This window comes from Streptomyces sp. SAS_281, from assembly GCF_052542855.1.
In genome coordinates this window covers 39,034-64,051 of record NZ_JBMNDO010000036.1, presented here as the reverse complement: position 1 = coordinate 64,051, position 25,018 = coordinate 39,034, and the positions used below count along the sequence as shown (strand labels likewise).

At 72.3% G+C, this 25,018-nt stretch carries 26 protein-coding genes; 17 read left to right on the top strand and 9 right to left on the bottom strand.

Going from position 1 to position 25,018, the window contains the following annotated elements; genetic code table 11:
* Positions 1–57: 57 nt before the first annotated feature.
* Positions 58–735 carry a hemerythrin domain-containing protein gene (locus ACN6LM_RS16450; protein ID WP_445066102.1) on the top strand — a complete coding sequence of 226 codons (678 nt, stop codon included), beginning with the start codon at positions 58–60 and terminating at the stop codon, positions 733–735.
* Complete coding sequence (locus tag ACN6LM_RS16445) at positions 732–1,265, top strand: anthrone oxygenase family protein (protein WP_445066101.1); 534 nt, start codon at positions 732–734, stop codon at positions 1,263–1,265. Before ACN6LM_RS16450 ends, ACN6LM_RS16445 begins: the two co-directional genes overlap by 4 nt.
* A gap of 61 nt (positions 1,266–1,326) precedes the next feature.
* Here ACN6LM_RS16445 and ACN6LM_RS16440 read toward each other — a convergent pair whose 3' ends face one another.
* The 5 genes from ACN6LM_RS16440 to ACN6LM_RS16420 form a co-directional block, all read right to left on the bottom strand.
* Entirely contained in the window at positions 1,327–2,175 is an 849-nt protein-coding gene (locus ACN6LM_RS16440) for an alpha/beta fold hydrolase (protein WP_445066100.1), read from the bottom strand.
* Positions 2,172–2,702, bottom strand: a complete 531-nt coding sequence (locus ACN6LM_RS16435) for an SRPBCC family protein (RefSeq protein WP_445066099.1) — start codon at positions 2,700–2,702, stop codon at positions 2,172–2,174. Before ACN6LM_RS16435 ends, ACN6LM_RS16440 begins: the two co-directional genes overlap by 4 nt.
* 91 nt (positions 2,703–2,793) lie before the next feature.
* Positions 2,794–4,287, bottom strand: coding sequence for an FAD-binding protein (locus ACN6LM_RS16430; RefSeq protein ID WP_445066098.1), 1,494 nt, complete (start codon positions 4,285–4,287; stop codon positions 2,794–2,796).
* Positions 4,288–4,306: 19 nt separating this feature from the next.
* Positions 4,307–5,863, bottom strand: a complete 1,557-nt coding sequence (locus ACN6LM_RS16425) for a flavin-containing monooxygenase (protein ID WP_445066097.1) — start codon at positions 5,861–5,863, stop codon at positions 4,307–4,309.
* Between the two features lie 9 nt (positions 5,864–5,872).
* A complete protein-coding gene (locus ACN6LM_RS16420; RefSeq protein ID WP_161209499.1) occupies positions 5,873–6,751 on the bottom strand; it encodes a class I SAM-dependent methyltransferase in 879 nt (292 codons plus the stop codon).
* A gap of 193 nt (positions 6,752–6,944) precedes the next feature.
* Here ACN6LM_RS16420 and ACN6LM_RS16415 point away from each other — a divergent pair, with 193 nt between their 5' ends.
* From ACN6LM_RS16415 to ACN6LM_RS16405, 3 genes are read left to right on the top strand one after another with little or no spacing between them, the layout of a single operon-like run.
* Positions 6,945–7,199 carry a hypothetical protein gene (locus ACN6LM_RS16415; protein ID WP_018105947.1) on the top strand — a complete coding sequence of 85 codons (255 nt, stop codon included), beginning with the start codon at positions 6,945–6,947 and terminating at the stop codon, positions 7,197–7,199.
* 10 nt (positions 7,200–7,209) lie between these two features.
* A complete protein-coding gene (locus tag ACN6LM_RS16410) occupies positions 7,210–8,196 on the top strand; it encodes a 3-oxoacyl-ACP synthase III family protein (RefSeq protein ID WP_164404287.1) in 987 nt (328 codons plus the stop codon).
* Positions 8,193–8,948: an SDR family NAD(P)-dependent oxidoreductase gene (locus ACN6LM_RS16405; RefSeq protein WP_073969549.1), complete on the top strand. Its 756-nt coding sequence runs from the start codon at positions 8,193–8,195 to the stop codon at positions 8,946–8,948. The genes ACN6LM_RS16410 and ACN6LM_RS16405 overlap by 4 nt, the downstream gene beginning before the upstream one ends.
* A gap of 138 nt (positions 8,949–9,086) precedes the next feature.
* On the opposite strand, the gene ACN6LM_RS16400 is transcribed toward ACN6LM_RS16405, so the two are convergent.
* Positions 9,087–9,944, bottom strand: a complete 858-nt coding sequence (locus ACN6LM_RS16400; protein ID WP_445066096.1) for an AfsR/SARP family transcriptional regulator — start codon at positions 9,942–9,944, stop codon at positions 9,087–9,089.
* A 376-nt stretch (positions 9,945–10,320) separates the two neighbouring features.
* Between ACN6LM_RS16400 and ACN6LM_RS16395 the strand changes: the two genes are divergently transcribed.
* From ACN6LM_RS16395 to ACN6LM_RS16345, 11 genes are read left to right on the top strand one after another with little or no spacing between them, the layout of a single operon-like run.
* Positions 10,321–11,538 (top strand): aminotransferase class I/II-fold pyridoxal phosphate-dependent enzyme, encoded by a 1,218-nt coding sequence (locus ACN6LM_RS16395; protein ID WP_445066095.1) that lies wholly within the window; start codon positions 10,321–10,323, stop codon positions 11,536–11,538.
* A 46-nt stretch (positions 11,539–11,584) separates the two neighbouring features.
* Positions 11,585–12,835 carry a beta-ketoacyl-[acyl-carrier-protein] synthase family protein gene (locus tag ACN6LM_RS16390; protein WP_445066094.1) on the top strand — a complete coding sequence of 417 codons (1,251 nt, stop codon included), beginning with the start codon at positions 11,585–11,587 and terminating at the stop codon, positions 12,833–12,835.
* Positions 12,832–13,686 (top strand): MaoC/PaaZ C-terminal domain-containing protein, encoded by an 855-nt coding sequence (locus ACN6LM_RS16385; protein WP_445066093.1) that lies wholly within the window; start codon positions 12,832–12,834, stop codon positions 13,684–13,686. The genes ACN6LM_RS16390 and ACN6LM_RS16385 overlap by 4 nt, the downstream gene beginning before the upstream one ends.
* Positions 13,683–15,227, top strand: coding sequence for an AMP-binding protein (locus tag ACN6LM_RS16380; RefSeq protein WP_445066092.1), 1,545 nt, complete (start codon positions 13,683–13,685; stop codon positions 15,225–15,227). Before ACN6LM_RS16385 ends, ACN6LM_RS16380 begins: the two co-directional genes overlap by 4 nt.
* Positions 15,224–15,481 carry an acyl carrier protein gene (locus tag ACN6LM_RS16375; protein ID WP_445066091.1) on the top strand — a complete coding sequence of 86 codons (258 nt, stop codon included), beginning with the start codon at positions 15,224–15,226 and terminating at the stop codon, positions 15,479–15,481. The genes ACN6LM_RS16380 and ACN6LM_RS16375 overlap by 4 nt, the downstream gene beginning before the upstream one ends.
* A gap of 2 nt (positions 15,482–15,483) precedes the next feature.
* Positions 15,484–16,530: a hypothetical protein gene (locus ACN6LM_RS16370; RefSeq protein WP_445066090.1), complete on the top strand. Its 1,047-nt coding sequence runs from the start codon at positions 15,484–15,486 to the stop codon at positions 16,528–16,530.
* The gene (gene trpA, locus ACN6LM_RS16365; protein WP_445066089.1) at positions 16,523–17,359 is read left to right on the top strand and encodes a tryptophan synthase subunit alpha; all 837 of its coding nucleotides are present in this window, start codon (positions 16,523–16,525) and stop codon (positions 17,357–17,359) included. The genes ACN6LM_RS16370 and trpA overlap by 8 nt, the downstream gene beginning before the upstream one ends.
* A 2-nt stretch (positions 17,360–17,361) precedes the next feature.
* Positions 17,362–17,736, top strand: a complete 375-nt coding sequence (locus ACN6LM_RS16360) for an ectoine synthase (protein ID WP_161209518.1) — start codon at positions 17,362–17,364, stop codon at positions 17,734–17,736.
* A 37-nt stretch (positions 17,737–17,773) separates the two neighbouring features.
* On the top strand, positions 17,774–18,919 hold the full coding sequence (locus ACN6LM_RS16355; protein ID WP_445066088.1) for an acyl-CoA dehydrogenase family protein: 1,146 nt from the start codon (positions 17,774–17,776) through the stop codon (positions 18,917–18,919).
* Positions 18,916–19,671 (top strand): phosphoribosylanthranilate isomerase, encoded by a 756-nt coding sequence (locus ACN6LM_RS16350; RefSeq protein WP_445066087.1) that lies wholly within the window; start codon positions 18,916–18,918, stop codon positions 19,669–19,671. Before ACN6LM_RS16355 ends, ACN6LM_RS16350 begins: the two co-directional genes overlap by 4 nt.
* Positions 19,668–20,384 carry an indole-3-glycerol-phosphate synthase gene (locus ACN6LM_RS16345; protein WP_445066086.1) on the top strand — a complete coding sequence of 239 codons (717 nt, stop codon included), beginning with the start codon at positions 19,668–19,670 and terminating at the stop codon, positions 20,382–20,384. Before ACN6LM_RS16350 ends, ACN6LM_RS16345 begins: the two co-directional genes overlap by 4 nt.
* 60 nt (positions 20,385–20,444) lie before the next feature.
* Here the strand turns inward: ACN6LM_RS16345 and ACN6LM_RS16340 are convergent, their stop codons facing one another.
* Genes ACN6LM_RS16340 through ACN6LM_RS16330 form a run of 3 tightly spaced genes read right to left on the bottom strand, consistent with a single transcriptional unit; the run spans position 20,445 to position 23,139 of the window.
* The gene (locus ACN6LM_RS16340; protein ID WP_445066085.1) at positions 20,445–21,080 is read right to left on the bottom strand and encodes a DUF6875 domain-containing protein; all 636 of its coding nucleotides are present in this window, start codon (positions 21,078–21,080) and stop codon (positions 20,445–20,447) included.
* Positions 21,077–21,721 carry a hypothetical protein gene (locus ACN6LM_RS16335; protein ID WP_445066084.1) on the bottom strand — a complete coding sequence of 215 codons (645 nt, stop codon included), beginning with the start codon at positions 21,719–21,721 and terminating at the stop codon, positions 21,077–21,079. The genes ACN6LM_RS16340 and ACN6LM_RS16335 overlap by 4 nt, the downstream gene beginning before the upstream one ends.
* Positions 21,718–23,139, bottom strand: a complete 1,422-nt coding sequence (locus tag ACN6LM_RS16330; protein WP_445066083.1) for a pyridoxal phosphate-dependent decarboxylase family protein — start codon at positions 23,137–23,139, stop codon at positions 21,718–21,720. The genes ACN6LM_RS16335 and ACN6LM_RS16330 overlap by 4 nt, the downstream gene beginning before the upstream one ends.
* A 238-nt stretch (positions 23,140–23,377) precedes the next feature.
* Here ACN6LM_RS16330 and ACN6LM_RS16325 point away from each other — a divergent pair, with 238 nt between their 5' ends.
* On the top strand, positions 23,378–24,844 hold the full coding sequence (locus ACN6LM_RS16325; RefSeq protein WP_445066082.1) for a multicopper oxidase family protein: 1,467 nt from the start codon (positions 23,378–23,380) through the stop codon (positions 24,842–24,844).
* Positions 24,845–25,018: the final 174 nt, after the last annotated feature.

Here is a 25,018-nt window from a genome sequence, read left to right as displayed (position 1 = left end):
CCCCCCCCCCCCCCCCCCCGTCCCTGTCCCCGTACCCTCTCGCGTGAGGAGGCACCCATGACCGCTGCCGAACCGATGACGAGCGAACACCTCCCGTCGCTGCCCGGGCACTTCCACGGATTCGCGCTGATGCACATCGCGATGCGCCGCGACGCCGCCCGGCTCGTGGCCGTCGCACACTCCGGGACCGGCGCCCGCACCGACGGGGTGGTCACCTGGTGGCACAGCCTGCGCGAGGTGATCGACTGGCACCACCACAGCGAGGACGCCGTCCTCTGGCCCGAACTGCGGCGCGCCGTCCCCGGCTTCGACCGGGCCGCCGACGCCATCGACGGCGACCACCAACGCCTCGACGCGGCGATGGACGCCGTCGGCGCCGCGCTCCGCCCGGGCGCCGGCCCCGGGGCGCCGCGCCCCGCGGCCGAGACCTTCGCCGCCGTCCTGCGCGACCACCTCGCCGCCGAGGAGCGCATCGCCTTCCCCGCCTTCACCACGCTCGGCGCCGCGCGCTACGCGTCCGTGGAGCGGCGGTTGCTGCGGACCGCGCCGCCCGGCGTGCTCGGCCGCCTCCAGCCCTGGATGTTCGACGGGGCCGACCCGGCCTCCGTCGCCCACGTCACCGCCACCATCCCGCCACCGGTGCGGCTGCTCGGCCGGACGGTGCTGCGCCGCCGCTACGAACGGCTGCTCGCCCCCGTACTGCGCCCCGTCCCGCGCCCTCAGGAGAAGCCATGACCGCCACCGCGCCGACCACCTCGCTCCCGGCCCGGCCGGGCGGACGCACCGAAGCGTCGCTGTACGCGGCCACCATCGCCATGGGGCTGAGCGCGGGGCTGTACTTCGCGTTCGACGTGTCCGTCATGCCGGGCCTCGACCGCACCGACGACGCGGCCTTCGCGAGCGCCATGGGGCACATCAACGACGCCATCGAGAACGGCTTCTTCGGGCTCGTCTTCTTCGGGGCGTTCCTGGCCACCGGGGTCTCCGGCGTCTCCCTGCGCCGCCTCGGCCACATCCGCGCCGCCCGCTGGACCTGGGCGGCCCTCGCCCTCTACTCGGCGGCCGTCGCCGTCACGATGAAGGTCAACATCCCCCTCAACCGCCGGCTCGCCCGGCTGACCGCCGAGGCGTCCGGGCCCGAGCTCGCCCTGATCCGCGACCGGTTCCGGGGCGCCTGGACGCCGGCGAACGCCGCCCGCACCCTGGCCTGCACGGCGGCCCTCGCCTGCCTGGGCCGGGCGCTCACGCTGCGCGCCCGCGCCTGACCGGCCACGGAAAGGCGGCCGGCCCCCGCCCGGGACCGGCCGCCTTCTCCTGTGCGCCGCGCTATCCGTGGTCCCGCGTCAGCTCGCTGACCGCGCCCACCACCGTCTGCGGCGCCTCCAGGGGCAGCATGTGCCCCACGTCCGGCACCTCCTCGAAGCGCGCCCGGGGCAGCGCCTCGGCGACGACCCGTCCGAGCCGTGGCGCGATCACCTTGTCGCCGGTGCCCGCGAGGACCACCGCCGGCACGGTCACCGACACCAGGGCCTCGCGCAGGTCCATGCCACGCGACGAACGGAACGCCTCCGCGCGCACCGCGGGCCCGGCGGCCGCGAACATCTGCCGGTTCACCTCGCTCAGCCGCCGGTCCGCCTTCGGGCCGAGCATGTTCTGCCCGAGGAGCCTGCGGCCCAGGGCCGGTCGCGAGACGGCCCGCTGGAACAGCGCGCTGCCCATCATGCGGACCTCGCTGTCCGGCGTCTCCTGGTCGTGCGCCGCCGTGGCCAGCAGCACCAGGCCGCTCAGCGCGCCGGCGTTCCGGTCCTTCGACGCGGCGTACGACAGGGCGGCGAACCCGCCTCCGGAGTGCCCGACGACGACCGCGTCCGGCGCCTCCACATGGGCCAGGACCGCGGCCAGGTCCGCCCCGAGCCGGGTGATCCCGAAGGGCTCGGCGCCCTGCGAGGAGGCGCCGTGGCCCCGCAGGTCGTAGGAGACGACGCGGTGCCCGAGACGGATCAGCCGGTCGGCCACCGTGCTCCAGACCCGGCGCGACGCGCCCCAGCCGTGGACCAGCACCACGGTCACGCCGGTCGGGGGCGTGAGCGGCGGCAGGACGGACACCGCCAGGCGGGCCCCGTCGTCGGTGCGCACCTGCGTCTCGGTCGCCGGAGCGGCGGCCACCGTCGTCATCGGGTACTGCCCTCCAGCTTCCGGGCCTCCGCCGCCTCACCGGTCGGTGCGGCCGCGGCGCGCTCCGCCGTGAGGATCCCGCCGAGCCGGACGAACGCCTCGCGGGTGGCGGTGGAGTGCTCCGCGCCGATGTCGGCGACCTTCGCGAGGAGCTTCAGGAAGCCGTTCGGCCGGCCCACGAAGTGCATGCCGACCTTCGTGCGGCCCCCGTCGAGCGGTTCCACGACGAAGTCGCTGGTGCCCCGGAACACCCCGGCCACGTAATCGACCGACAGCAGCCGATGGGGCTCGACGGCCCGGGTCCGCGCGGTGAACCGCAGCTTCGGGCCGCCCTTGTCGACGCCCTTGGTGTGCACCGTGACAGCGACCTCGCCGCCCACCTCGTCCGGCGAACCGGACACGGTGGCGAAGGTGTTGGCGGGCACCCACCAGCGGGCGGCGCCGCGGAACTCGGCGATCAACGCCTCCCACACCGCCTCCGGCGGCGCGTCCACGATCGCCTCGTCGATCAAGTCGTAAACTGTCATGCCGATTCTCCTGTCGAGGTGTTCCGGGTGGCGGTCCGGGTCTCGCCGGCCTGATCCGAACGACAGGCCCCAGGGCCCGGGGCGTCCCGGATCAGCCGAAGAAGCCCTGACCGGGGGTGAGGATGCCCGCCGGGTCGTAGCACCGCTTCGCCGCGACGAGGACCTTCCAGCGGGAGCCGAAGTGGGCCCGCCAGTCCGCCTGCGTCATGTTCGGGATCGCGCCCACCAGGTACCGCTTGGCACCCAGCGCGACCGCCTTGTCGTACAGGCGGCGGTTCTGGTCCAGCATCCGTGCGATGTCCGCGCCCGGGGCCGGGAAGCGGAGCACGTCGCACAGGTACGCGGTCGGCTCGGAGGGCTGCACCGACAGCGGGCGGGTCAGCTTCGACGTCGGGTACGGGTAGTAGAGCAGGAAGCCGGCGCCCAGGTCGTCGCCGTTCAGCTCGGCGGTCAGCAGGTCCGCGAACGCCTTCGCCTTGGAGGCCGGGACGAACAGGCTCAGCCACGGCTTGGGCTGGCCCCAGAAGTCGTTCTCCTTGAGCCACGCCTCGTCGCCGTCGGTGCGGAACACGGCCTCGCGGAAGGACAGGTCCTCGATCGTCGCGTACGCCCGCTCGTCGTGCAGACCGGTGAGCAGCGCGGTGCGGTCGGGGGCGGTGCTGCCCTTCCAGTACGCCTGGCCCTCCAGCTTGTACCACCAGCCGGAGTTGTCCGGGGTGCGCGCGATCTCGCCGACCTGGCCCTCGAACCGCTTCTCCGCCATGAGCTTCTCGGAGTCGGCGAGGAACGCGGAGACGTCGTTGTAGTAGAGGGTGAAGACGGTCATCTTCGGCGGTGCCGGGATCAGGGCGACCTCGGCGCGCACGATGATGCCGACCTGGCCGCCGCCGCCGAGCGCCGTGTTGAACAGCTCCGGGTGGCAGGAGGGGCTGGCCGTGATCAGGTCGCCGTTGCCGGTGACGATGTCGATCGACTTCACGGTGTCGATCTGGAGCCCGTACCGCGCCACGGTGGAGCCGATGCCGCCGACACTGAGCGTCCCGCCTATCGACAGGTGCAGGTAGTCGGTGAGCGCCGGCGGGGTCAGGCCGCGGGCGAGGGCGGCGTCGGTGAGCTGGGCCCAGGTGACCCCGGTCTCGACCACGGCGGAGGTGGAGCCGATGCGGACGATCTTCGTCAGACCGCGCGCGTCGATCGCGATGCCGCCCTGCGGAACCTGCGCCTGCCCGTAGCAGGAGTGCGACTCCTCGTCGCCGTTCTGCCCGCCGCGGCCGTTCATCGCGATCTTCAGCCCGTTGGCCCGGGCGTAGTTGACCATCTTGACGATGTCTCGCACCGAGCCGGGACGCAGCACCGCCCAGCACGCGCCGGTCACCATGTGGCCGAAGTCGTGGTTGAACGTGGAGGTGACACCCGCCGAGGTCTCCAGCGTGCCGTCGAGCGACGGCAGGCTCGCCGCCGTATGGGCGAAGGAGTCCGACTCACGTGCCCACGCCTGGTGCGAAGTGCTCCAGCCGATGACCGTGGCGGCCGCCATGCCCCCGAGGATGCTGCGCCGCGTGATGGGGGTGCTGCTGCTTCTCATTCGGTCTGTCTCCCGTCCATTACGTGTGGTTCAGGGCCGGCAGGCCGGCGCCCGCGAGGGTGGCGAGCTGGTACTCGGAGGGGGTGAAGTGCTTGGTCTGGCGGCGGAAGCGCCAGGTGTACGTCGGCCAGATCGACGGGTTGCGCCCGTGTGCGTCGAGGTACCAGCTCTTGCAGTTGCCTGCGTTCCACACGGTGCCATCGAGGCGGGCCTGCAGCCGCTCGTTCCAGTCGTCCTGGACTGTCCTTCGAACCTCCACCGAGGCCAGGTTCTTCTGGTCCATGACCTTCAGCGCGTCCAGCACGTAGCCGATCTGCGCCTCGATCATCACGACCTGCGAGGAGTGCCCCAGGGTGGTGTTCGGGCCGAGCAGCAGGAACAGGTTCGGGAAGCCGGCGACGGTGGTGCCGCGGTGCGCGGCCATGCCGTCCTCCTGCCACACCTCGCGCAGCGACCTGCCCTCGCGGCCGGTGATCCGCCCGGCGACCGGGCGGTCCGTGGCCTTGAAGCCGGTGCCCAGGATGATCGTGTCGATCTCCCGTTCGACCCCGTCGGCGGTGACGATCGAGTGGGCGGTGACCTTCGCGATGCCGTCGGTGACCAGGTCCACGTTGGGCTGCTGGATCGCCGGGTACCACGTGTTGGAGAACAGCAGGCGCTTGCACGCCATCACGTAGTCCGGGGTGAGCTTCGCGCGCAGCGTCTCGTCGGCGACCGACTTCTTCAGGTGGTCGCTGGCCATCTTCTGCATCTTCCCGGCGACCTTGGGCCGCTTCATCACGAAGGCCAGGACCTCCCGGCCCCACATGTTGAAGTTGCGCCGGAAGTTCTGGTAGCCGGGGACCCCGCGCAGCAGCTTGGTCTGGAGCGGGCTCGTCACCTTGTCGTTCTTCGGGCCGATCCACGGCGGGGTGCGCTGGTAGAGGTCGAGCCGCCCCACCTCGGGCTGGATCTTCGGCACGAACTGGATGGCGGAGGCGCCGGTGCCGATCACGGCGACGTTGCGCCCGCTCAGGTCGTGGTCGTGCCGCCAGCGGGAGGAGTGGAAGACCGTGCCCTCGAAGTCGGAGAGCCCCGGGATGTCGGGGACCGCCGCCTCACTGAGATAGCCGGTGCCGCTCACCAGGACCTGCGCGGTGTAGTCGCCCTGCGAGGTCTCGATGTGCCAGCGCCGGGTCGTCTCGTCCCAGCGGGCCCCGAGCAGTTCGTGGCCGAAGCGGATGTGCGGACGCACCCCGAACCGGTCGGCGGTGTCCCGCAGGTACGCGTACAGCTCGTCGCGCTTGCCGAACGTGGACTTCCACTCCGGGTTCTGCGCGAACGAGAACGAGTACAGGTGGGACATCACGTCGCAGGCCGCGCCCGGGTAGGAGTTGTCCCGCCAGGTGCCGCCCACCTCGTCGGCGCGTTCGAAGACGAGGAAGTCGTCCACGCCCTTCTGCAGCAGCCGGATCGCCATGCCGAGGCCGGAGAACCCGCTGCCGATGACGGCGACGCGCAGATGCCGCTGCGGTCCGCCGCCGCCGGCCGGCCGGGTGTCCTCGTCGCTGCGCGGCGGCTCTAGAGTGCTCGTCACGTCAGCCTCCTAGCGGCGCGCGATGGTGACGCGGAAGTTGTTGAAGAACTTGTCCTCGAGCGTGTACGCGAAGATGTCGAGGTAGCGCTCGAAGCGGGCCACGACCTCCTCGCCCTCCATGGCGACGGCCTCGTCACGGCGCTCGGCGAGCAGCTTCAGCCAGGCGCGGCAGGCCACCGCGAACGACTCGCGCTCGTTGACGACCTCGACCACGTCGAACAGGCCCTCGGCGGCCTGCGTCAGCTCGTGCAGGTGCGGGATGTGGCAGTTCTCGAACTCCGAGCGCTGGAGGAACTTCAGGTCGTCCAGCAGCTGCCGGTTCATGGGCAGCGCCTCGGCCGTCATGGTGTGCAGCACGAAGCGGGCGCCCGGCTTCAGGGTGGCGCCGACCTTCTGGAAGAACACCCGGTACTTCTTGGTGCGCTCGCGCGGCGGCAGCGTCGAGGAGACGAAGTGCTCCAGGGCGTTGATGCAGAACGCCGCGTCGTACGGGTCGTCGGTGGTGTGGTCCTCCCAGGACTCCACCCGCGTGGTGATCCGCGGGTTGTCCAGGCCGGCGATGAACTGCTCCTGCGTGCGGCTGAGCGTCAGCCCGACCGCCTGCTCGACGCCGTGCACCGTGGTGACGCGGTTGAGCATGGTGCCCCACCCGCAGCCCACGTCCAGGACACGCCGGGCGTTGGCCGCTCCCGCCAGCTCGACGAACTTGTCCAGCTTGCGCTCCTGGGCCTCGTCGAGGGCCTCGGTGAGACCCTCGCCCTCCTCCCAGTAACCGCCGGAGTACATCATCGTCGGGCCCAGCAGGAGGCGGTAGAAGTCGTTGCTCACCTCGTAGTGGTGCCTGATCGCGTCGACCTCGGGGACCGACTGGCTTGCGACCGTGGTCATCTTCGTCCTCAACTCCCGTCCGGCTCATGCTCATGGCGTGGTGCCTGCGATGTCATCGCGAGACGTAGAAAACCCCCGCGTCGCAAGAGACGTGCAACACGGCGGGGGCGCCGGCTGTTGCGCGCCGGTTGCGTGCGTACGGGTTCCATGCGTTTCGACAAGGCCAAGCCCTGCGGAGGAAGGACCTCACCCCATGTCTCTGCCCACCATCGAAGAACTGGCGAGCCAGCTCGAGGCCGTGTCCGGCGCCCAGAAGGTCGACCCGGACCACCCGCTCCAGCACATCCCGGACGTGGACTCGCTGGACCTCATGGAGTGGCTGTACGGGTTCCAGAACACCTACCCGGACATCCCGGCCGACGAGTCCCTGTTCGCCGACCTGGACGACACCACGACGCTGCGCCACGTCTACGACCGCATCCTGGCGCTCGTGCCGGCGCAGGCCTGAGCGGGCGCGCATGAACGGCTTCGACATCACCGGATGGGGCATCTCCGTCCCTGAGAAGGTGGTCACCAGTGCGGAGCTCGCCGAGCGCTTCGGCGTCGACGAGCACTGGATCACCAGCCGGTGCGGGATCAGTGAACGGCGCGCCGTCGGGCCCGGCCAGACGACAGCCTCGCTGGCCGTCGAGGCCGGCCGGCGCGCCCTCGCCAAGGCGGGCCTGAGCGGCGGCGACATCGCCCATCTGATCGTCGCCACCGCCACGCCCGAGCAGCCCTCGCCGGCGACGTCCGCGTTCGTCCACCACGAACTGGGCATCGCCGGCAGCGCGCACGACGTCAACTCCGAGTGCGCGGGCTTCGTCTACGGGCTCGTCTCCGCGATGGCCCTCATCGCGATCGACCCCCGGCCGATCCTGCTCATCGGCTCCGACACCCACACGCTGACCGCGAACCCCGCCGACCGGGACCTGTCGATCCTGGTCGGGGACGGCGCGGGAGCCGTCGTACTCGTCCCCGCGGCCGACAGCAACGTCCTGGCCTGGAACCTGGGCGCGGACGGCAGCTGCACCGGCAGCCTCAAGGTCCTCGCGGGCGGCAGCCGTATGCCGACCACCGAGGAAACGGTGCGCCAGGGTCTGCACTACGCGCAGATCAACGGGAACGAGATCTACCTGAACGCCGTGCGGTACACCGTCCGCACGGTCCGGGAGACGCTGAAGAACGCCAAGGTCGAGGCGGCCGACGTACGCCACGTCATCCCGCACCAGGCCAACATCCGCATCATCAACTCGATCCTCAGCCACACCGGGCTGCGGCCCGAGGCCCTGGTCGCCAACCTGCAGAAGTACGGGAACACGGCGTCCGCCTCCATCCCGATCGCCCTGGCCGAGGCGCTGGACGAGGGCCGCATCCAGAACGGCGACCTGGTCCTGTTGGCCGGCTTCGGCGCAGGCATGACCTGGGGCTCCATGCTCCTCGAATGGCGCGGAGGGACACGATGAGTACGCAGAAGCCCGCCGGCACCCGGCCCGAGCACCCCGTCGCCCTGGTGACGGGCGCCTCCGGCGGGCTCGGCCAGGCGCTGGCGATCGAACTGGACGCGCTCGGCTGCAAGGTGGCCGTCCACTACAACAGCGCGAAGGACGCCGCGCTCGCGGTGCAGGAGAAGCTCACCAACGACTCCGTCCTCGTGACCGGTGACGTCGGCTCGTACGAGGCCGTCACGGCGATGCACGCACAGATCGCCGAGCGGCTGGGCCCGGTCGACGTCCTCGTCAACAACGGCGCGATCCGCCGTGACCAGGTCATGGCGATGCAGAAGCCCGAGGACTGGGCGGCGGTGATCCAGACCAACCTCATCGGCTCCTTCCACACGGCCCGGGTGTGCGTCCCGCACATGCTGCGCAAGCGGTGGGGCCGGGTGATCAACGTGGTCTCGCCGTCGGGTCTGATCGCGACGGCCGGGCAGACGGCGTACTCCGCGTCCAAGGCCGGCCTGATCGGCTTCACCCGGACCCTGGCCGCCGAGTGCGGGCGGCGGGGCGTCACGGTCAACGCGCTCTCGCCCGGATTCATGATCACGGGTATGACCCAGACCCTCCCCGACCATGTGGTGGAGTCGATGGAGAAGAAGGCGCCGGTGCCCCGCTTCGTGACGGTGGAAGAGGTCGCGCGCAGCTCCGCCCTCTTCCTCGACCAGGACTGTATGACCGGCCAGGTCATCAGTATCGACAGCGGCGTCACCATCACCTGATATCCCCCCCCGGGGGGCTTTCCTCGGAAAGCCCCCCGGGGAAACGAATTCCGCACGGAAACGTCCGCGGAATGCTCCTGCGAACCCCATTGCGCAGGAGCATTCCGCGGACGTTTCCGTGCCCGCACGGGACAGCCCTCAGGCGGCGGGCGGGAGCAGGGGCTCGTACGCGCGCATCAGGAGCGGGTCGGCGCTCGCGAGGCCGCTGTACGGGGCCACCGCACGAGCCGCCTCGCGGGCCGGGTCGGGCTCGCGGAGCAGGCCCAGATAGAGCGTCTGGGTGGACGGGGCGGGCTCGATGCCCAGCTCGTCCGACAGGAGCTCGCGCAGCTGCTGGTAGACGCGGAGCGCGTCGGCCCGGTTGCCGGCGGCGGCGTGCGCCGTCATCCGGCAGCGGTGCGCGCTCTCCCGGAACGGCGCCCTGCGCACCGCCTCGTCGGCGTACCGCAGCGCGTGGTGGCTGTTGCCGAGGGCGGCGGCCGAGGCGCTGGACAGCTCCAGGGCGCTCAGGCGCACCGCCTCGATGCGCTCGCGGGTGGTGTTCACCCACTCGCCCTCGTGGGCGGGCAGGAACGCGCCGCGCAGATTGGCGACCGCACCGGAGGCCAGTTGCAGGGCCACCGCGTGCGCGCCCTCCCGGCACGCCTGCCGGGCCTCGGAGACCGAGGCCTCGGCCGTCTCCACATCGGTCAGCGCGTCGCTCGGCAGATGCAGCAGGTAGCGCCCGCTCTGGGCGACCAGCGGCGTCTCGCCGGGCTTCTGGTGCGCGCTGGTGACGAAGGACCGCACCCGGCTGACGACACTGCGCAGCGCGGACGCCCAGGTGTCGGGCAGGCCCTGCGGCCACAGCGTGTCCGCGAGCTGGTCGCGGCTGGTGCCCGCGGAGCGCTCCAGGACCAGCCGGGCGAAGGCGATTTGGGCCTGTGCGCTCGACAGGTGCCGGGGCGGTTCCGCCTCGTGCTCGATGCTGACAAGTCCTACGAGCCGGATCAACACGTCGACACTCCCCCTGCGGCAGATCAGGAACCGAGCGGGGAACACGGCCGTTGCTTTCGCTTTGCGCCGTTCAGTTCTCGCCATTCCCCGTGATGTCGACGTGACCTTCGCAGGGGCGTTCAGGCCGTGTCAATTGAGCCCGGGAACATACCGGGGGGAATGAGTGGAAGCCCAAGTTCCGCTGAATCGAGACTCCGTTTTTCCGCCCTCCTCCATGCGTTCACCAGGGGATTTCTAGTGAATCCCGAGCGGCTTCGAGCGTAATTCGAGGAGGGCTCCGGCTCTCTTGTTGCGGCCGCGTTGCGGAGCGCGGCGTAGAAATCCTGTCATGAATAGGCCGTTCGCCGGCCGACTGAATCAGCCTGAGGAGACCCACGTGAACGCAACCGGAGGTTGGGAACGGCTGGCGCCGAAGCTGGCCGCCACGAACAGGCGCGTAGCGGCACTGGAGTCCGAGCCGGAGCGCCGCAACAGTTTCGTCTCCTACACGGTCGAGCGGGACAGCGCCTACGCCGATCTCGACGGCCAACGGCTGCTGATGATGTCCGGCTACAGCTATCTGGGTCTGGGCGGCGACGAACGCGTCGTAGCCGCCGCCAAGGCCGCCGTCGACCTTTACGGCAGCGGCAACCACGGCGTGCGCGCCCTGGCCGGGACCATCCCGCTGCACGAGGAGCTGGAGGCCGAGGTCGCGAGCTTCGCGGACCGTGAGGCGTCCATGGTCTTCAGCTCGGGCTACGCGGCGAACGTGGGCACCGTCGGCGGTCTCGTCGGTGCCGGCGACACCGTCTTCATCGACAAGTACGACCACGCCTCCATCGTGGACGGCTGCCGGCTCTCCGGCGCCACCGTCACCCGGTTCCGGCACAACGACGTCGACCACCTCGACCGGCGCCTGGCCGCCGCCTCGCCCGACGGGGTGCGGCTCGTCATCGTCGACAGCGTCTACTCCATGGACGGCGACATCGCCCCGCTGCCCGAGCTGCGCAAGGTGTGCGACGAGCACAACGCGCTGCTCATGGTGGACGAGGCACACGCGCTCGGCACCATCGGCGCCACCGGCCGCGGTATCGAGGAGCACTTCGACCACCGGGTGCGGGCCGACATCAAGCTCGGCACCCTGTCCAAGGGCATCCCCTCCATGGGCGGCTGGGTCACCGGACCCGCCGAACTGATCGGCCACCTGCGCTACGCCGCCCGGCCGTTCCTGTTCTCCGCCGCCCTCGCCCCGGCCCAGGCCGCTGCCGCCCTGGAGAGCCTGCGCATCCTGCGCCGCGAACCGGAGCGGGTCACCCACATCCAGCGCGAGTCGGCCCGCCTGCGCGCCCTGGTCAACGCCCAGGGGCTGCGTACGCAGGACAGCGAGACCGCGGTGCTGCCGCTGATCGCCGGCTCCGACGAGAAGGCGTACGACCTGGCCACCGCCTGCCGCCGCAACGGTGTCATCGGCATCCCCGTGGTCACCCCGGCCGTCCCCAACGACCTGGCCCGGCTGCGGATCGCGGTGACCGCGCGGCACACGCCCGAGGACATCGACTTCGCCGCCGAGGCGTTCATCAAGTCCGCCCGCGAGTGCGGCATCATCCCGGCCTGACCGGCCGGTCCAGGCCCCGGGACACCGGACGGAGACGAGACCGAAGATGACAGCCGCAGCCTCCCACCGCACCCCGGTGGTGATCACCGGGATCGGTGTGGTCACCCCGGCGGGGTGCACCCCCGAGGCCCTGTGGGCCGCGCTCCGCGCCGGCCGTTCCACCGCAGCCCCGCTCGACCACCTGGACCTCTCCCGCCACCGGGTCCGGATCGGCTGCCGGGTCAGCGGACTGGACACCCAGGGCCCCGACGCCCTCGTGTCCGCCAAGGACGCACGGCGCATGGACCCCTTCGCGCTGTACGGCACCACGGCGGCGCTCTCCGCCCACCGCGACGCCGGCGCCCCCGTGCCCGAACCCGGGCGCACCGCCATCGTCGTCGGCAACGCGGTGGGCGGCCGCGCCACCAGCGACCGCGAGTCCGCGCACTACAGCGAGGCGGGCCCGCACCGGGTCAACCCGCTGATGCCGCTGCTGACCATGCCGAACGCGGCGGCCGCCCAGATCGCCATGCGGCTCGGCTGGACCGGCCCCGCGACCACCATCGCCACCACCTGCGCCAGCGGTGTCGACGCCATCGGGCACGCCACCGCGCTCCTGCGGTCGAACCAGGCGGACGTGGCGATCGCGGGCGGCTGCGAGTCCACCCTGACCCCGGTCACCCTCGCCGCCTTCGGCAACCTGAACGCGGTCTCCGGGCGCAACGACGACCCGGCACACGCCTCCCGCCCGTTCGACCGGGACCGCGACGGGTTCGTCATGGGAGAGGGGGCCGGCTTCGTCGTCCTGGAACGCCTCGACGACGCACTGGCCCGCGGCGCCCGCACCTACGCCCGGATCGCCGGGTACGCGGCCACTTCGGACGCGTACCACCTGTCGATGCCGCTGGCCGACGGGGCCGGTGCGGTCTCCGCGATGACCGGCGCCCTCACCGCGGCCGGGCTCGCCCCCGACGAGATCGCGCACATCAACGCGCACGGCACCTCGACCCCGCACAACGACCGCGCCGAGGCCACCGCCCTCACCAAGGTCTTCGGCTCCGACGGTCCGCCCGTCACCGCGTCCAAGGGCGTCATCGGCCACCTGATCGGAGCGGCCGGCGCCGTCGAGATCATCGCCGCCGTCCAGGCCATGCGCGCCCGAGAGGTGCCGCCCACCGCCAACCACGAACACCTGGAGCCAGGAATGGAGATCGACGTGGTGCACACCAGTCCACGGCCCGTCGCCCTGGGACCCGCGCTGTCGAACTCCTTCGGCTTCGGCGGCCACAACGCGAGCATGGTGGTGGCGCCGGTATGACGACCACCGCCCAGACCACCGCCCAGACCACCGCCCAGCCCCGCACCGCGATCCGCACCCTCACCGCCGACGAGGTGGCCGCCTTCCGGACCGCCGTCCGCGCGGACCTGCCCGCGGCCGGGGCGCCCGGCGCCTCGCCGGTGCACGCCTTCGTCCTCGCGCACACCCTCGCCGACGCGACCGTACGCGACCTGGCGGCGGCCGAGCCCGAGCCCGTCTCCGTCGTCCACCTCGGCCAGGACATCCGGATCGAGCAGCCCCTGCTGCCCGGCGAGCGGATCACCGTCGGCCTCGACGTGGCCGGCGCCCGCCGCGAACCGAGGGGCACCCGCGTCGCCGTCCGGGCCCGGCTCACCGGTGAGGACGGCACCCCGCGCGCCGAACTCCTCACCAGCGCCCTGCTGATGGGCGCCACCGCCATCGAGCCCTTCGGCCAGATCCCGTCACCGGCCGCGCCCGCCCCGTCCGGCGGAGCCGGTGAGCCGGCCGCCGCCGAGCACCGGCTCACCCCCGACTGGATCCGCGGCTACGCGCACGCCTCCGGGGACCTCAACCCGATCCACCTGGACGACCGGGCGGCCGAGGACGCCGGTTTCCCCGGTGTCATCGCGCACGGGATGAGCGTGCTCGCCCTGGCCGTCGAGGAGATCGCCGACCGGTACGCGGACGGCGACGTCACCCGCGTCCGCGCCGTCAGCGGGCGGTTCTCCGCCCCCGTGGTCCCCGACGTGCCGCTCAGCATCGAACTCGCCCCGGACGCCGACCGCACCCTCGTCCGCTTCACCTGCCGCACCCCCTCAGGCATCGCCGTGAAGAGCGGGTGGGCCCAGCTGGCGGGACGGCGGCCATGACCGGCCCGGGCGCCACCACCGGACTGCTTCCCGGCTTCCTCACCCAGGTCCGCGAGCGCCCCGACGCGCCCGCCCTGGTCTGGCGCGGCGAGGAGACCAGCTACCGCGAGCTGTACGAGAGCGCGGGCCGCGAACGCGAGCGCCTCGCCCTGCTCGGGCTCCCGGCCGGCGAACCCGTCGGCATCCTCGCCGAGAAGTCGCCCGACGCCATCGCGCTCGTCCTCGGCTGCCTGCTCGCCCACCGCCCGTTCCTGCTGCCCTCCCCGCACCTGGGCGAGCAGCCGCTGACCCGGCTGTTCGCCCAGGCGGGCTGCCGGCACGTGCTGGCTCCGGGCGGCGGCGAACCGCGGAGCGTGCCCGTCCCGGCCCGCTCGGCGGCCTACCCGGTGCCCGCGCGTACCGCCTTCATGCTCACCACGTCCGGCTCCACCGGGCTGCCCAAGACGGTCCCGCTCGACGAGCAGGCGGTGGACCGGTTCGTGTCCTGGGCCGGGCCCGCGTTCGCCATCGCACCCGGGACCACCGTCCTCAACTACGCGCCGCTCAACTTCGACCTGTGCTTCCTCGACGTGTGGACGACCCTCGCGCACGGCGGCCGTGTCGTCCTCGTGGACCCGGACAAGGCCGTCGACGGACGCCACCTGCTCGACCTGCTGCTGCGCCACGACGTCGAGATCGTCCAGGCCGTGCCGATGTTCTACCGGCTCGTGCTGGACGCCGCCCGCCGGGCCGGCGTGCTGCTCCCGTCGGTGCGCCGGGCCGCCTTCACCGGCGACGTCCTGCCCGAACGCACCCTGGCCGAGCTGCGTGACGTACTGCCCGCCGCCCGCCTCACCAACATCTACGGCTGCACGGAGACCAACGACAGCTTCACGTACGACGTCGACACCACGGCCACCGTCTTCGGCCCGCTGCCCATCGGCACCCCGCTCCCCGGCGTCTCGGTGCTCGTCCTGGACGCCGACGGCCACGAGGTCACCGGCCCCGGCGCCGGCGAGCTGCACGTCCGGACACCCTTCCAGACCACCGGCTACCTCGACCCGGCCCGCAGCCGGGACCGGTTCACCGGACACCCGCTCGGCCACGACGACGGCACCTGGTTCCGCACCGGCGACCTCGTACGGCGCGACGCCGACGGGCTGCTGTACCTGACCGGGCGCAGCGACTTCCAGGTCAAGGTGCGCGGCGTCGCCGTGAACACCGCCGAGATCGAGCAGGTGCTGCTGAGCCACCCCGCCGTCCTGGAGGCCGGCGTCGCCGCGCAGCCCGACCCGCTCACCGGCAAACGGCTCGTCGCCGCGGTGCGGCGCGCACCCGGCAGCGGCCTCAACAGCCTGCTCCTGAAGGAACACTGCGCCCGCGCCCTGCCCAGGGCGGCCGTCCCCGGCGTCCTGCGGATCACCGACGAACCGCTGCCCAAGACCGCCACCGGAAAGGTCGACCGCACCGCGCTCGACCGGCTGAGCGGGCCGTCCCGGCCGCCGTCCCCGGCGCCGGACCACTCCCGCCGGCTGACCACCGTAGAAGGAAGGACGTCATGAGCAACACGGCCACCATCAAGCAGTTCCTGATCGAGGAGTTCCTGCCGGACCTCACCCAGGACGAACTCGCCGACGACCAGGACCTGCTGTCGAGCGGAGCCATCGACTCGCTCGGCCTGCTCAAGCTGATCGCCTGGGTGGAGGACCGCTTCGGGCTCGCCGTGGACGACACGGACCTCGACCCCAACAACTTCCGCAGCGTCACCGCCATCGACGCCTTCGTGGCAAACGCGCGCCAGGGGGTGAGCGGGTAACCATGCACGACGCGCTCACCGGCCTGCTGGCGCGGCGCACGGTGGCCGAGCACGAGACCTGGAGGTCTCTGTGGGACCGGCTCGGCGACGGCACGCTCCCCAAGGAGCAGGCCGTCGCCCTGCTGGCCTCGCTGACCACCCGGCTCCCCGACCCCGCGACGCTTGCCGCCCTGCACGGCACACTCCTGGAACGGCGCCCCGCGCGCCCCGGGCCCGCCTGGCCCGCGACCGTCAACGTCGTGGGCACCGGGGGCGGGCCCGCCACCTTCAACGTCTCAACCGCGGCGGCCTTCGTCGCGGCCGCCGCCGGGGTGCGTGTCGTCAAGTCCGGCTCCCGGGCCTACACCTCCAGCCTCGGCTCCGTCGACCTCCTCGAACGCCTCGGAGTGCGTCTGACCTCCTCGTACGAGCAGACCGAGGAGCACCTGGAGCGGGACGGGATCGCCTTCACCGGGCCGTTCGCCTACCCGGTCGAGCTCGCCCGGCTCGCCCGGCTGATCGCACCGGTGAGCATGAAGCCGTTCGGGCGGTTCCTCAACGCGCTCGGCCCCCTCCTCGCCGATCTGCCGGTCACCGCCCAGGTCACCGGCGTCTCGCACACCATGCCCCTGGACGACCTGCGCCGCCTCGCCGCCACGGTCACCGGCCGCACGGTGTGGCTCACCAGCAACGACCGGGGCGCCGACGAACTCCTCGGCTTCGCCCGCAACACCGTCCACATCGCACGGGGCGAGGACCAGGTCCTGGAACCCGGCGCGCTGATCCCGGCCGACGGCGGCTTCGAGGCGCTGGCCCCGGCGCCCAAGGACGCGGCCACCGACCACTTCCTGGCCGTGCTCGCCGGGCGCGCCCATCCGGCGGCCACCCACACCGTCCGGCTCAACGCCGCCGCGCTCGCCCTCGCGGCCGGCCACCACACCACCTGGCGCGACGCGCTCGACGCCACCGACGACGCCGTCACCAGCGGGGCCGCCGTGGCCCTGGTCGAGCGGCTGCGCTCCCGGCGGACCGCGGCGACGGCGGGGGCGGGGGCGGTCCGGCATGGCTGACTTCTTCACCGGGCGCGGACCCGGCCGGCCCGGGCTCACCCTGTTCCTCAACGCGGGCGACCCGCCCCTGGACGAACTCGCCGACGTCGTGCACATGCTCGACGAGGAGGGCGTCGACTGCCTCGAACTGGCGGTGCCCTTCCCGGACTCCTTCACCGACGGGCCGGTCGTACGCCGCTCCGCCCGCCGCGCCCTGGACCGGGGCACCGGCCTGGACGACGTCCTCGGCTTCGTCGCCCGCGTCCGGCCTGGGCTCCGGCGGCTGCGGATCGCGCTGCTCGCCGACTGGAGCCACTCCCTCAAGCACCGGGACCTGGGCGCGGCCGTCAAGGACATCACCGCGTCCGGCGCCGACGGCCTCCTGGTGCACGGCCTGCCGCCCCGGCTGCGCACCGCGTACCGGGAGGCGACCGAGGCGGCCGGAACCGCGGTCGTCACCACCTGCTACCCGACCAGCCCGGAGGAGACCCGGACCCGGGCCGCCCGCGAGTCCTCCGCGTACGTCTACCTGGTGGCGCACTACGGCCGCAGCGGCACCGCGCCGCCCGCCGGGCACGCCGCGCTCGCCCCGGTCGTCGCCGGGCTGCGGGCCCACACGAACTCCCCGATCGCCGTCGGCTTCGGGGTCAGTACGCGCAGCCACGTCGCGGCGGTCGCCGCGAGCGGGGCCGACGCAGCGATCGTCGGCTCCGCGGGCGTGGCCCGCGTGGAGCAGGCCCTCGAAGAGGAGGGCTCCGCCACCACGGCACTGCGCGACTTCGTCCGGTCGCTCCAGCCCGGACCGGACGAGACCAGTACGGCCAATACCCCTATCCGAACAAGGAGTTGACCATGATCATCCGTGACCTGGAGACCGTCAAGAGCGTCGACTGGGGCAACGGGCTCAGCCGTCGCTTCCTCACCGAGTCCGACGGCGTCGGCTACTCGATCACCGACACCACGGTCCGCGCCGGCACCAAGTCCCGCCTGGAGTACCGCAACCACCTGGAGTCCTGCTACTGCATCGAGGGCTCCGGCGAGGTGGTCGAGCTCGACGGCACCGTGCACCCCATCACGCCGGGCCGGCTGTACTCCCTGGACGAGCACGACGCGCACTACCTCGTCGCCTCCCCGCACGAGGACCTGCGGCTCGTCTGCGTCTTCACCCCGGCGCTCCAGGGCGACGAGGTGCACAGCCTCGACGCGCACACCTCCTCCGCCTACTGATCCGCACCCGGCACCCGCACCTCTGAAAGGGGTCCCAGTGATCCGCTGGAACACCGACCAGGCCGACCTCCGGGCCGGCCTGGCCCGGTGGGGCGAGGCACTCAGCGCCGACCACATCGCCCAGGACGAACGAGCGGAGTTCTCCTGGGAGAAGTGGAAACTGGTGCGCCGGTCCGGCATCCTCGCCCTGCCCTTCGCCGAGGAGCACGGCGGCCTGGGCCAGTCCCTCCTCACCACCATGTACGTCCTGGAAGGGCTCGGCGAGCACTGCCGTGACGCGGGTCTGAACTTCTGCGTCACCACCACGCTCGCCAGCACCGGCGTCCCCCTCATGCGCTTCGGCACGCCCGCGCAGAAGGAGACCTACCTGCCCCGGATCAGCTCCGGCGAGGCGATCGGCGCCCACGCGATCACCGAGTCGGAGTCCGGCAGCGACGCGATGGCGATGGCCACGCGCGCCGAACGCGACGGCGACGACTTCGTGCTGAACGGAAGCAAGTGCTTCGTCAGCAACGGCCCCGTCGCCGACGTGTTCGTCGTGTACGCGCGCACCCACCCCGACGGCGGCGCCCTGGGCGTGACCGCGTTCCTCGTGGACCGGGACACCCCGGGGCTGACCGTCGGCAAGCCCGTCAAGAAGATGGGCCTGCGCACCTCCCCGCTCAGCGAGCTGTACTTCGACGACTGCCGCATCCCGCGCGACCGGGTCCTCGGCCGGGTGGGCGGCGGGTTCATCGTCCTCGACTACGTGATGAAGCGGGAGATCCTCCTCTCGTTCATCGTGAACGTGGGGGAGATGCAGCACCGGTTCGACCGCTGCGTCGAGTACGCCCGCACCCGCCGGTCCTTCGGCAGGACGATCGGCTCGTACCAGTCCGTCGCCAACAAGATCGTCGACGCCAAGATCGGCCTGGAGTCGGCCAGGAAGTGGCTCTACGACACCGCCGAGCGCCTGGAGGAGGGCCAGGACGTCACCGAGGACCTGGCCATCGCCAAGCTGGTCACCAGCGAGGCCAACCTCGCCGGCTCGCTGACCGCCGTCCAGATCTTCGGCGGGCACGGCTACATGAGCGAGTACGGGCTGGAGATCGACGTCCGCAACGCCGTGGGCGGCACGATCTACTCGGGCAGCAACGAGATCCAGTACAACCGCATCGCGTCCAAGCTGGGCCTGGGCCGATGACCACCCTGTCCCCACCGCTCACCCTCAAGGTCTGCGGCGCCACCAGCACCCGCGACGTCGAGGTGCTGGCCGGTGCCGGTGCCGGACTCGTCGGCCTGTGGCACGGCGTCCCCGGCGGCCCCGCGGACCTGCCCGTGCACGAGGTGGCCGCCCTCGCGGCGGCCGTCCGCGCCACCGGCACCCTGCATCCCGTCCTGGTCACCTTCCTCGGTGACCCGGACGCGGTCGCGGACGTCATGCGCCGCACCGGCATCCGCACCGTCCAGCTCCACGCCTACCAGCCGCCCGCCACCGTCCGCGCCCTGCGTACGGCCCTGCCCGACGCCGTCATCGTCAAGGTGCTGCACGTCGCGGACGGCACCTGCCCGGAACGCCCCCTGATCGGAGCGTACGAACGGGCCGGCACCGACCTCTTCCTCATCGACGCCACCACCGCCGACGGCCGCGTCGGCTCCACGGGGCAGCGCTTGGACGAGGACACCGTCCTCCGGCTGGCCGAACGGTTCACCCTGCCGTTCTGGCTCGCCGGCGGACTCACCCGGACCAACCGGTCCGCGTACGAACGGGTCCTGAGCCACCCCCGGCTGCGCGGCATCGACGTCGACACCGCGGCCCGCGGCGGCGACGGCCGCTTCGGCGCACCCGAGGTGGCCGGACTGGCCCACGCCTGGGACACCGGGCCGGGCCACCCGGACCCCCGCACTCCTTCCGCCACGGACACCCCGACCACACGGCCTACGGAGCAGCCATGAGCCTTCCCTTCATCGAGTCCCTGCTGTCGGCCCCGCAGCCCCTGGTGATGGAGGTCAAGCGGCGCGACGCGTTCGGCTTCGACCTCATCTCCGGCCACACCCCCGCAGAGATCGTCACCGCTTACGAGAAGGCCGGGGCGCCCTGCATCTCGGTCGTCACGGGACGCTGGTTCGGCGGCACCCGCGAACTGCTCCGCGATGTCGCCCGGCTGACCGAACTTCCCCTGCTCCAGAAGGACTTCATCACCCGCAAGGACCAGCTGGAGACCGCGCGGGAGCTCGGCGCGTCGGCTGTCCTGCTCACCGCCGGACTGCTGTCCGCCTCCGCCCTGCGCGGCCTCACCACCGCCGCGCTCAGCGCGGGCCTGACCCCGTTCGTCGAGGCCACCACCGAGGCCGAGATCGAGGCCGTGCCGCACGCCGACGAGTGCGTCATCGCCGTGAACAACAAGGACATCAAGACCCGGGAACGCGACCGGGGAGACCTGGCCCGCAGCTTCGAACTGCTGCCCGCCCTGCGCGCGAGCGGCACCCCCTGCCCGGTGAGCGCCAGCGCCATCGACAGCCCGCAGACGGCGGCCCGGCTGCTCGACGCCGGCTTCAAGGGCCTCCTCGTCGGCACCGCCCTGCTGCGCAGCGGCGACCCCGGCGAGTGGCTGCGCACACTGGAGAGCAGCCGGCGCACCGCGCAGCCTGCCCTCCACCCGTCGTGAGTGTCCGCACCGCGCGAAGGGGGCTCCGTGGCCACGGAGCCCCCTTCGCATGCCCGTCCTTCAGGACACGACGCGGTTGACCAGCTGGTCACGCACCCGTGCCGGGATGCCGGGGGCGAACCGGCGCAGATAGTGGTCGATGTGCCGGTCCGCGCCGACCAGGAACGGCAGGTCGAACACGAGCAGCCGCCGCACCGCGAGCAGCGGCACCGGCGAGCGCAGCGGCGCGAAGTCCTCGTTCCACAACCCCGGCTCGGCGCACAGCGGATGGAACTGGCCGATCATCAGCCCCTGGGCGACGAAGTCGTCCTTCGCGTCCGCCTGCAACAGGTCCAGGCCGGCCGGGTCCGCGTGGTCCAGCTCCGGGAGCACCATCAGTACGGTGAGGAGCTCCCGCTCGTCCTCCGGCAGCTCCGACGCCAGCCGTTCGTACCAGCTGCGCAGGGCCTCCACGGCACCGGGCAGCGCGGCCGGGGTGCTCTGCGCGGGCACCGCGAGCAGGAACCGGCCGGCACGCAACGAGGGCTGGGTGTACGGGCACACCGGACCGCTGCGTCCCAGCTCGGGGTGGCTCGACACCAGGAAGGTCCGGCTCCACTCCAGCACCTCGCGGAGCGGCCCGAGCTGCCCGGCCGGCACGAGGCCCCGGTCCACCTGACCCGGCGTGTAGATCTGCAGCCGGCTGTCGCCCCTCATCGCGGCTCCCGCCACATCGGCCGGAGGCGTGGCCCGCCGTCCGGCAGCACGATGTCCTCGCCCAGCCGCACGAAGCCCTGCCCCCGCGCCGACGCCTCGCCGCCGGCCGAACTGGCCTCCGCATACGCTCCGCACCCCGCCGCGTCGGCCTCCCGCAGCACCTCGGCGACCAGGGCGCCGAGCAGCCCCCGGCCGCGCGCCCCGCCGCGCACCGCGCCGAACGCGGCGTAGTAGTGCGGCCGGGCCGGGTGCCGGGACGCCTGGAGCTCGGCGATCAGCGCCAGCGAGGCGGCCTCGCGGACCCCGAGGACGTCCTCGAAGCGCCCGGCGAACTCCTCGCCCCGCGCCTCCGGTTCGGCCTGGGCGTCCGGCGGCGTCCACAGCAGCACGGCCTCCAGGCCGGGAGTGCAGGTCACCGCGTCGTACGCGAACGACATGTCGAGGAACACCCTGAACAGAGCGGGCAGCACCCGCGCCCTGCGCTCGGGGTCCGGGGTGATCCAGCGGGTGAGCGGGTCGTCGTGGAACGCGTCCGCCAGCAGCGCCGCGAGGGCGCCGGCTTCGGCCCGCCGGGCGCGCCGCAGGGCCGGCCGGGGCGCTGTCGGCAAGGGCGGTGGCGGGAACGTGGACAGGTGGGTCACGAAGTTCTCCTCCCGTTCGATGGGTGTGCCGGGCGCGGCGGTCGGGCGCGCCCGGTCGAGGCCAGCTGCTCCACCCGGGCGTGCAGCTGGTCCAGGTGCAGTTCGGCTTCGGGTTTGATCAGGACGCTGCGCATCACCCGGGCGGTCGGGGCGTCGGCCACGACGTCGGGTCTGCGCCGTGCGAAGTCCGCCGCGTCGGTCCGCAGCACACTGAGGAACACGGGGTCCTGCTCCGCGTGCATGCCGTCCGTGAGCAGCCGGCCGGACGCGGCGTCGACGGCGGACAGCGACAGCGGCCGCGTCGCGGGGAAGTAGCTGACGATGTCCAGCTGCGGTGCCTGGTACGTCTCCAGCTCCTCGGACGCCTCGATGCGCTCCGCCCATCCCACGGCCGCCCGGCGGCTGCCGGCCAGGACCTCGCCGAAGCCGTCCCGGGTCAGCGGCAGCAGCTGCAGCGTCAGCCAGAGCGCGGCGGCCGCCGCCCCGGCCCGCGAGCACTCCAGGCTGATCTCGCCCAGGTGCAGTTCGGACTCGGTGAAGTAGGTGTACGGCGAGTCGTGCGCGAAGTGGTTCCGGGCGGCGGCGTCGTTGAACAGCACCGCCCCGCACCCGTAGGGCTGGAGGCCGTGCTTGTGCGGGTCCACGACGACCGAGTCGCAGTCCGCGATCGCCCGCCACGGGCGCACGTCGATGCCCTCGGGCCGGTCCGAGCGCCCGAGGAGCGCGTAGAACCCGCCATAGGCGGCGTCCACGTGCACCCGTACGCCGTAACGCCGGGCCAGCGGCACCACCTCGTGCACCGGGTCGACCGCCCCCAGTCCCGTCGTCCCCGTGGTCACCACCACCGTGCCGACCCGGCCGGCCGCGAGCAGCTTCTCCAGGGCGTCCAGGTCGATGCGGCCCAGTCCGTCGGCGGGCACCCGGTGGCCCTCGACGCCGAGCACCCCGCACATCCGGGCGTGCGTGTAGTGGCACTCGGCGCTGTACGCGATGCCGCGTCCGGGGTGCGTCTGGCGCGCCACGTACAGCGCCTCCAGGTTGGCCATGGTGCCGCTCGTCGTCAGGTGGCCGAGATGCGTGCCCCGGAAGCCGAACATCCCGGCGAGCAGGTCCACGCACTCGCGTTCCATCTCGGTGGTGGCCGGGCCGCCCTCGGCGGCGTGGTTGTTCGGGTTGAACAGCATCGCCGTGACGTAACCGACGACCGCCGCGGGATGCGGCGGCTTGACCATCTGCCCCGCGTAGCGCGGATGGAAGAACGGATAGTTGTCGTCCAGCCGCTTCGAGAACGCGGCGAACGCGGCACCGAACTCCTCGTCCCCGACCAGGTGCGACGGGTGCTCCCGGTACGGGCCGAAGCGCTCTCCCCAGTGTTCGGCCACGTCTACGGCACGCGGCAGCCAGTAACGAAGATCCACGGTCGGCCTTCCGGTGGGGGGCAGCGGACGGCTCAGGTATACGGAGCGGAGCGCAAGCCGACCGCAAGCGGTTCCCTGGCGGTTCTGGGTCGGCTCTGGCCCCGTTCTCAAGCGCCATAACGGACGCCGCATGACACAACGGGCGGCCCCGTGCCCGTCCTAGCAGCACCCGAGATGCGTGCGAGCCGTCCTTGCTGCACTCGGCGCGTCCGCCGAATCCAGCAGCAGGAGTTCCGTGATGGTGACCAGACGCACTCTGATGACCGCCCTGAGCGTCACCGGCGCCGGGCTGTTCACCGGCGCGGCTCTCACCCCGCTGATGACGGCGGGCGCCGCCCCGCGCGACGCCGCCCCGGCCGGCACGGCCGTCCCCGTGGGCCCCGCCGTCCAGCCGTTCCAGGTGCCGCTGCCCCTGCTGCCGGTGCTGACTCCCACCGCGACGCGCGGCGGCGCCGACGTCTACGACATCACGATGCGCCGCACCCGCGCCGAGATCCTGCCGGGCCTGAGCACCGACGTCCTCACCTACGACGGGCACTTCCCCGGCGGCATCGTCCGGGCCCGCTCCGGGCGCCCCGTGATGATGCGCCAGCACAACCAGCTGGGCGTCGACACCTCGGTGCACCTGCACGGCGCCTCGGTACCCGTCGACAGCGACGGCGGCCCGATGAACACCTTCGCCTCCGGGACGAGCCGCACCTACACGTACCCCAACCAGCAGCCGCACGCCTCGCTCTGGTACCACGACCACGCCCACCACTCGGAGTCCGAGAACTGCTACCGGGGCCTGTCGGGCAGCTATCTGCTCACCGACGACGTGGAGGAGGCGCTGCCGCTGCCTGCCGGGCGCTACGACGTCACCGTGGCGCTGCGCGACGCCCACTTCGACGACGACGGGCAGCTGCTGTACATCATGGACGACGCGGAGGGCCGCTCCACGATCCTCGCGAACGGCAAGCCGTACCCCTACCTCCGGGTCGCCGCCCGCAAGTACCGCTTCCGGCTGCTGAACTCGTCCAACCTGCGGTTCTTCGCGCTGCGCCTGGCCGACGGCTCGTCCTTCACGCAGATCGGCTCCGACGGGGGCCTGCTGCCGCGCCCCTTCACCACCGACGCGCTGCTCCTGTCACCGGCCGAGCGCGCGGACATCGTCATCGACTTCTCCCGCTACCCGGTGGGCACCCGGCTCGTCCTGGAGAACACCCTCGGCCCCGGCGACCCGGACCGGACGGGCAAGGTCATGCGCTTCGACGTGGTGCGCGAGGCCGCCGACCCCAGCCGGGTGCCGTCCGTACTGCGTACACTCCCGCCGCTGCCGCCGGTGACCGGGCGGCGCTCCTTCGACCTGAACGTCGCCCTCGTCGGCGGCGAACCGCAGGGCACCATCAACGGCCGCGTGTACGATCCGGCGCGCGTCGACACCGAGATCCCGTACGGCGCCAGCGAGATCTGGACCGTCACCAACACCAACACCGACGTGCCGCACAACTTCCACATGCACCTGGTGCAGTTCCGCGTCCTGGAACGCAACGGAAAGTCGCCGACCGGCGCCGAGGCGGGCCTGAAGGACACCGTGTGCCTGATGCCCGGCGAGACCGTCGGACTGCAGGCGACGTTCGACTCCTACCGGGGCACCTACGTCTACCACTGCCACCTGCTCGACCACTCGGCGATGGGCATGATGGCGCAGATGCGCATCCGCTGACCCGTCGCACCCGGGCACGCCCGTTCGAGTATCACTCGACGTTCGCTGGAGGAACGCTCGTGATCCTGTCCAGGGCGGCCTCCGCGCCCGCGGCGGGAGCAGAAGCACCTCTATCCTCGTCAACAGCGCGCCTCGGCACCCCACTTACGAACCGGACAAGAGCGAGGACGTACC

What these genes read in the sequence shown, in the direction of transcription:
- ACN6LM_RS16430 (WP_445066098.1), bottom strand. Translation starts at nt 4,287, where the DNA reads ATGAGAAGCAGCAGCACCCCCATCACGCGGCGCAGCATCCTCGGGGGC.
- trpA (WP_445066089.1), top strand. Translation starts at nt 16,523, where the DNA reads ATGGCTGACTTCTTCACCGGGCGCGGACCCGGCCGGCCCGGGCTCACC.
- ACN6LM_RS16380 (WP_445066092.1), top strand. Translation starts at nt 13,683, where the DNA reads ATGACCGGCCCGGGCGCCACCACCGGACTGCTTCCCGGCTTCCTCACC.
- ACN6LM_RS16350 (WP_445066087.1), top strand. Translation starts at nt 18,916, where the DNA reads ATGACCACCCTGTCCCCACCGCTCACCCTCAAGGTCTGCGGCGCCACC.
- ACN6LM_RS16385 (WP_445066093.1), top strand. Translation starts at nt 12,832, where the DNA reads ATGACGACCACCGCCCAGACCACCGCCCAGACCACCGCCCAGCCCCGC.
- ACN6LM_RS16390 (WP_445066094.1), top strand. Translation starts at nt 11,585, where the DNA reads ATGACAGCCGCAGCCTCCCACCGCACCCCGGTGGTGATCACCGGGATC.
- ACN6LM_RS16420 (WP_161209499.1), bottom strand. Translation starts at nt 6,751, where the DNA reads ATGACCACGGTCGCAAGCCAGTCGGTCCCCGAGGTCGACGCGATCAGG.
- ACN6LM_RS16325 (WP_445066082.1), top strand. Translation starts at nt 23,378, where the DNA reads ATGGTGACCAGACGCACTCTGATGACCGCCCTGAGCGTCACCGGCGCC.
- ACN6LM_RS16405 (WP_073969549.1), top strand. Translation starts at nt 8,193, where the DNA reads ATGAGTACGCAGAAGCCCGCCGGCACCCGGCCCGAGCACCCCGTCGCC.
- ACN6LM_RS16360 (WP_161209518.1), top strand. Translation starts at nt 17,362, where the DNA reads ATGATCATCCGTGACCTGGAGACCGTCAAGAGCGTCGACTGGGGCAAC.
- ACN6LM_RS16415 (WP_018105947.1), top strand. Translation starts at nt 6,945, where the DNA reads ATGTCTCTGCCCACCATCGAAGAACTGGCGAGCCAGCTCGAGGCCGTG.
- ACN6LM_RS16435 (WP_445066099.1), bottom strand. Translation starts at nt 2,702, where the DNA reads ATGACAGTTTACGACTTGATCGACGAGGCGATCGTGGACGCGCCGCCG.
- ACN6LM_RS16345 (WP_445066086.1), top strand. Translation starts at nt 19,668, where the DNA reads ATGAGCCTTCCCTTCATCGAGTCCCTGCTGTCGGCCCCGCAGCCCCTG.
- ACN6LM_RS16450 (WP_445066102.1), top strand. Translation starts at nt 58, where the DNA reads ATGACCGCTGCCGAACCGATGACGAGCGAACACCTCCCGTCGCTGCCC.
- ACN6LM_RS16440 (WP_445066100.1), bottom strand. Translation starts at nt 2,175, where the DNA reads ATGACGACGGTGGCCGCCGCTCCGGCGACCGAGACGCAGGTGCGCACC.
- ACN6LM_RS16410 (WP_164404287.1), top strand. Translation starts at nt 7,210, where the DNA reads ATGAACGGCTTCGACATCACCGGATGGGGCATCTCCGTCCCTGAGAAG.
- ACN6LM_RS16375 (WP_445066091.1), top strand. Translation starts at nt 15,224, where the DNA reads ATGAGCAACACGGCCACCATCAAGCAGTTCCTGATCGAGGAGTTCCTG.
- ACN6LM_RS16445 (WP_445066101.1), top strand. Translation starts at nt 732, where the DNA reads ATGACCGCCACCGCGCCGACCACCTCGCTCCCGGCCCGGCCGGGCGGA.
- ACN6LM_RS16370 (WP_445066090.1), top strand. Translation starts at nt 15,484, where the DNA reads ATGCACGACGCGCTCACCGGCCTGCTGGCGCGGCGCACGGTGGCCGAG.
- ACN6LM_RS16340 (WP_445066085.1), bottom strand. Translation starts at nt 21,080, where the DNA reads ATGAGGGGCGACAGCCGGCTGCAGATCTACACGCCGGGTCAGGTGGAC.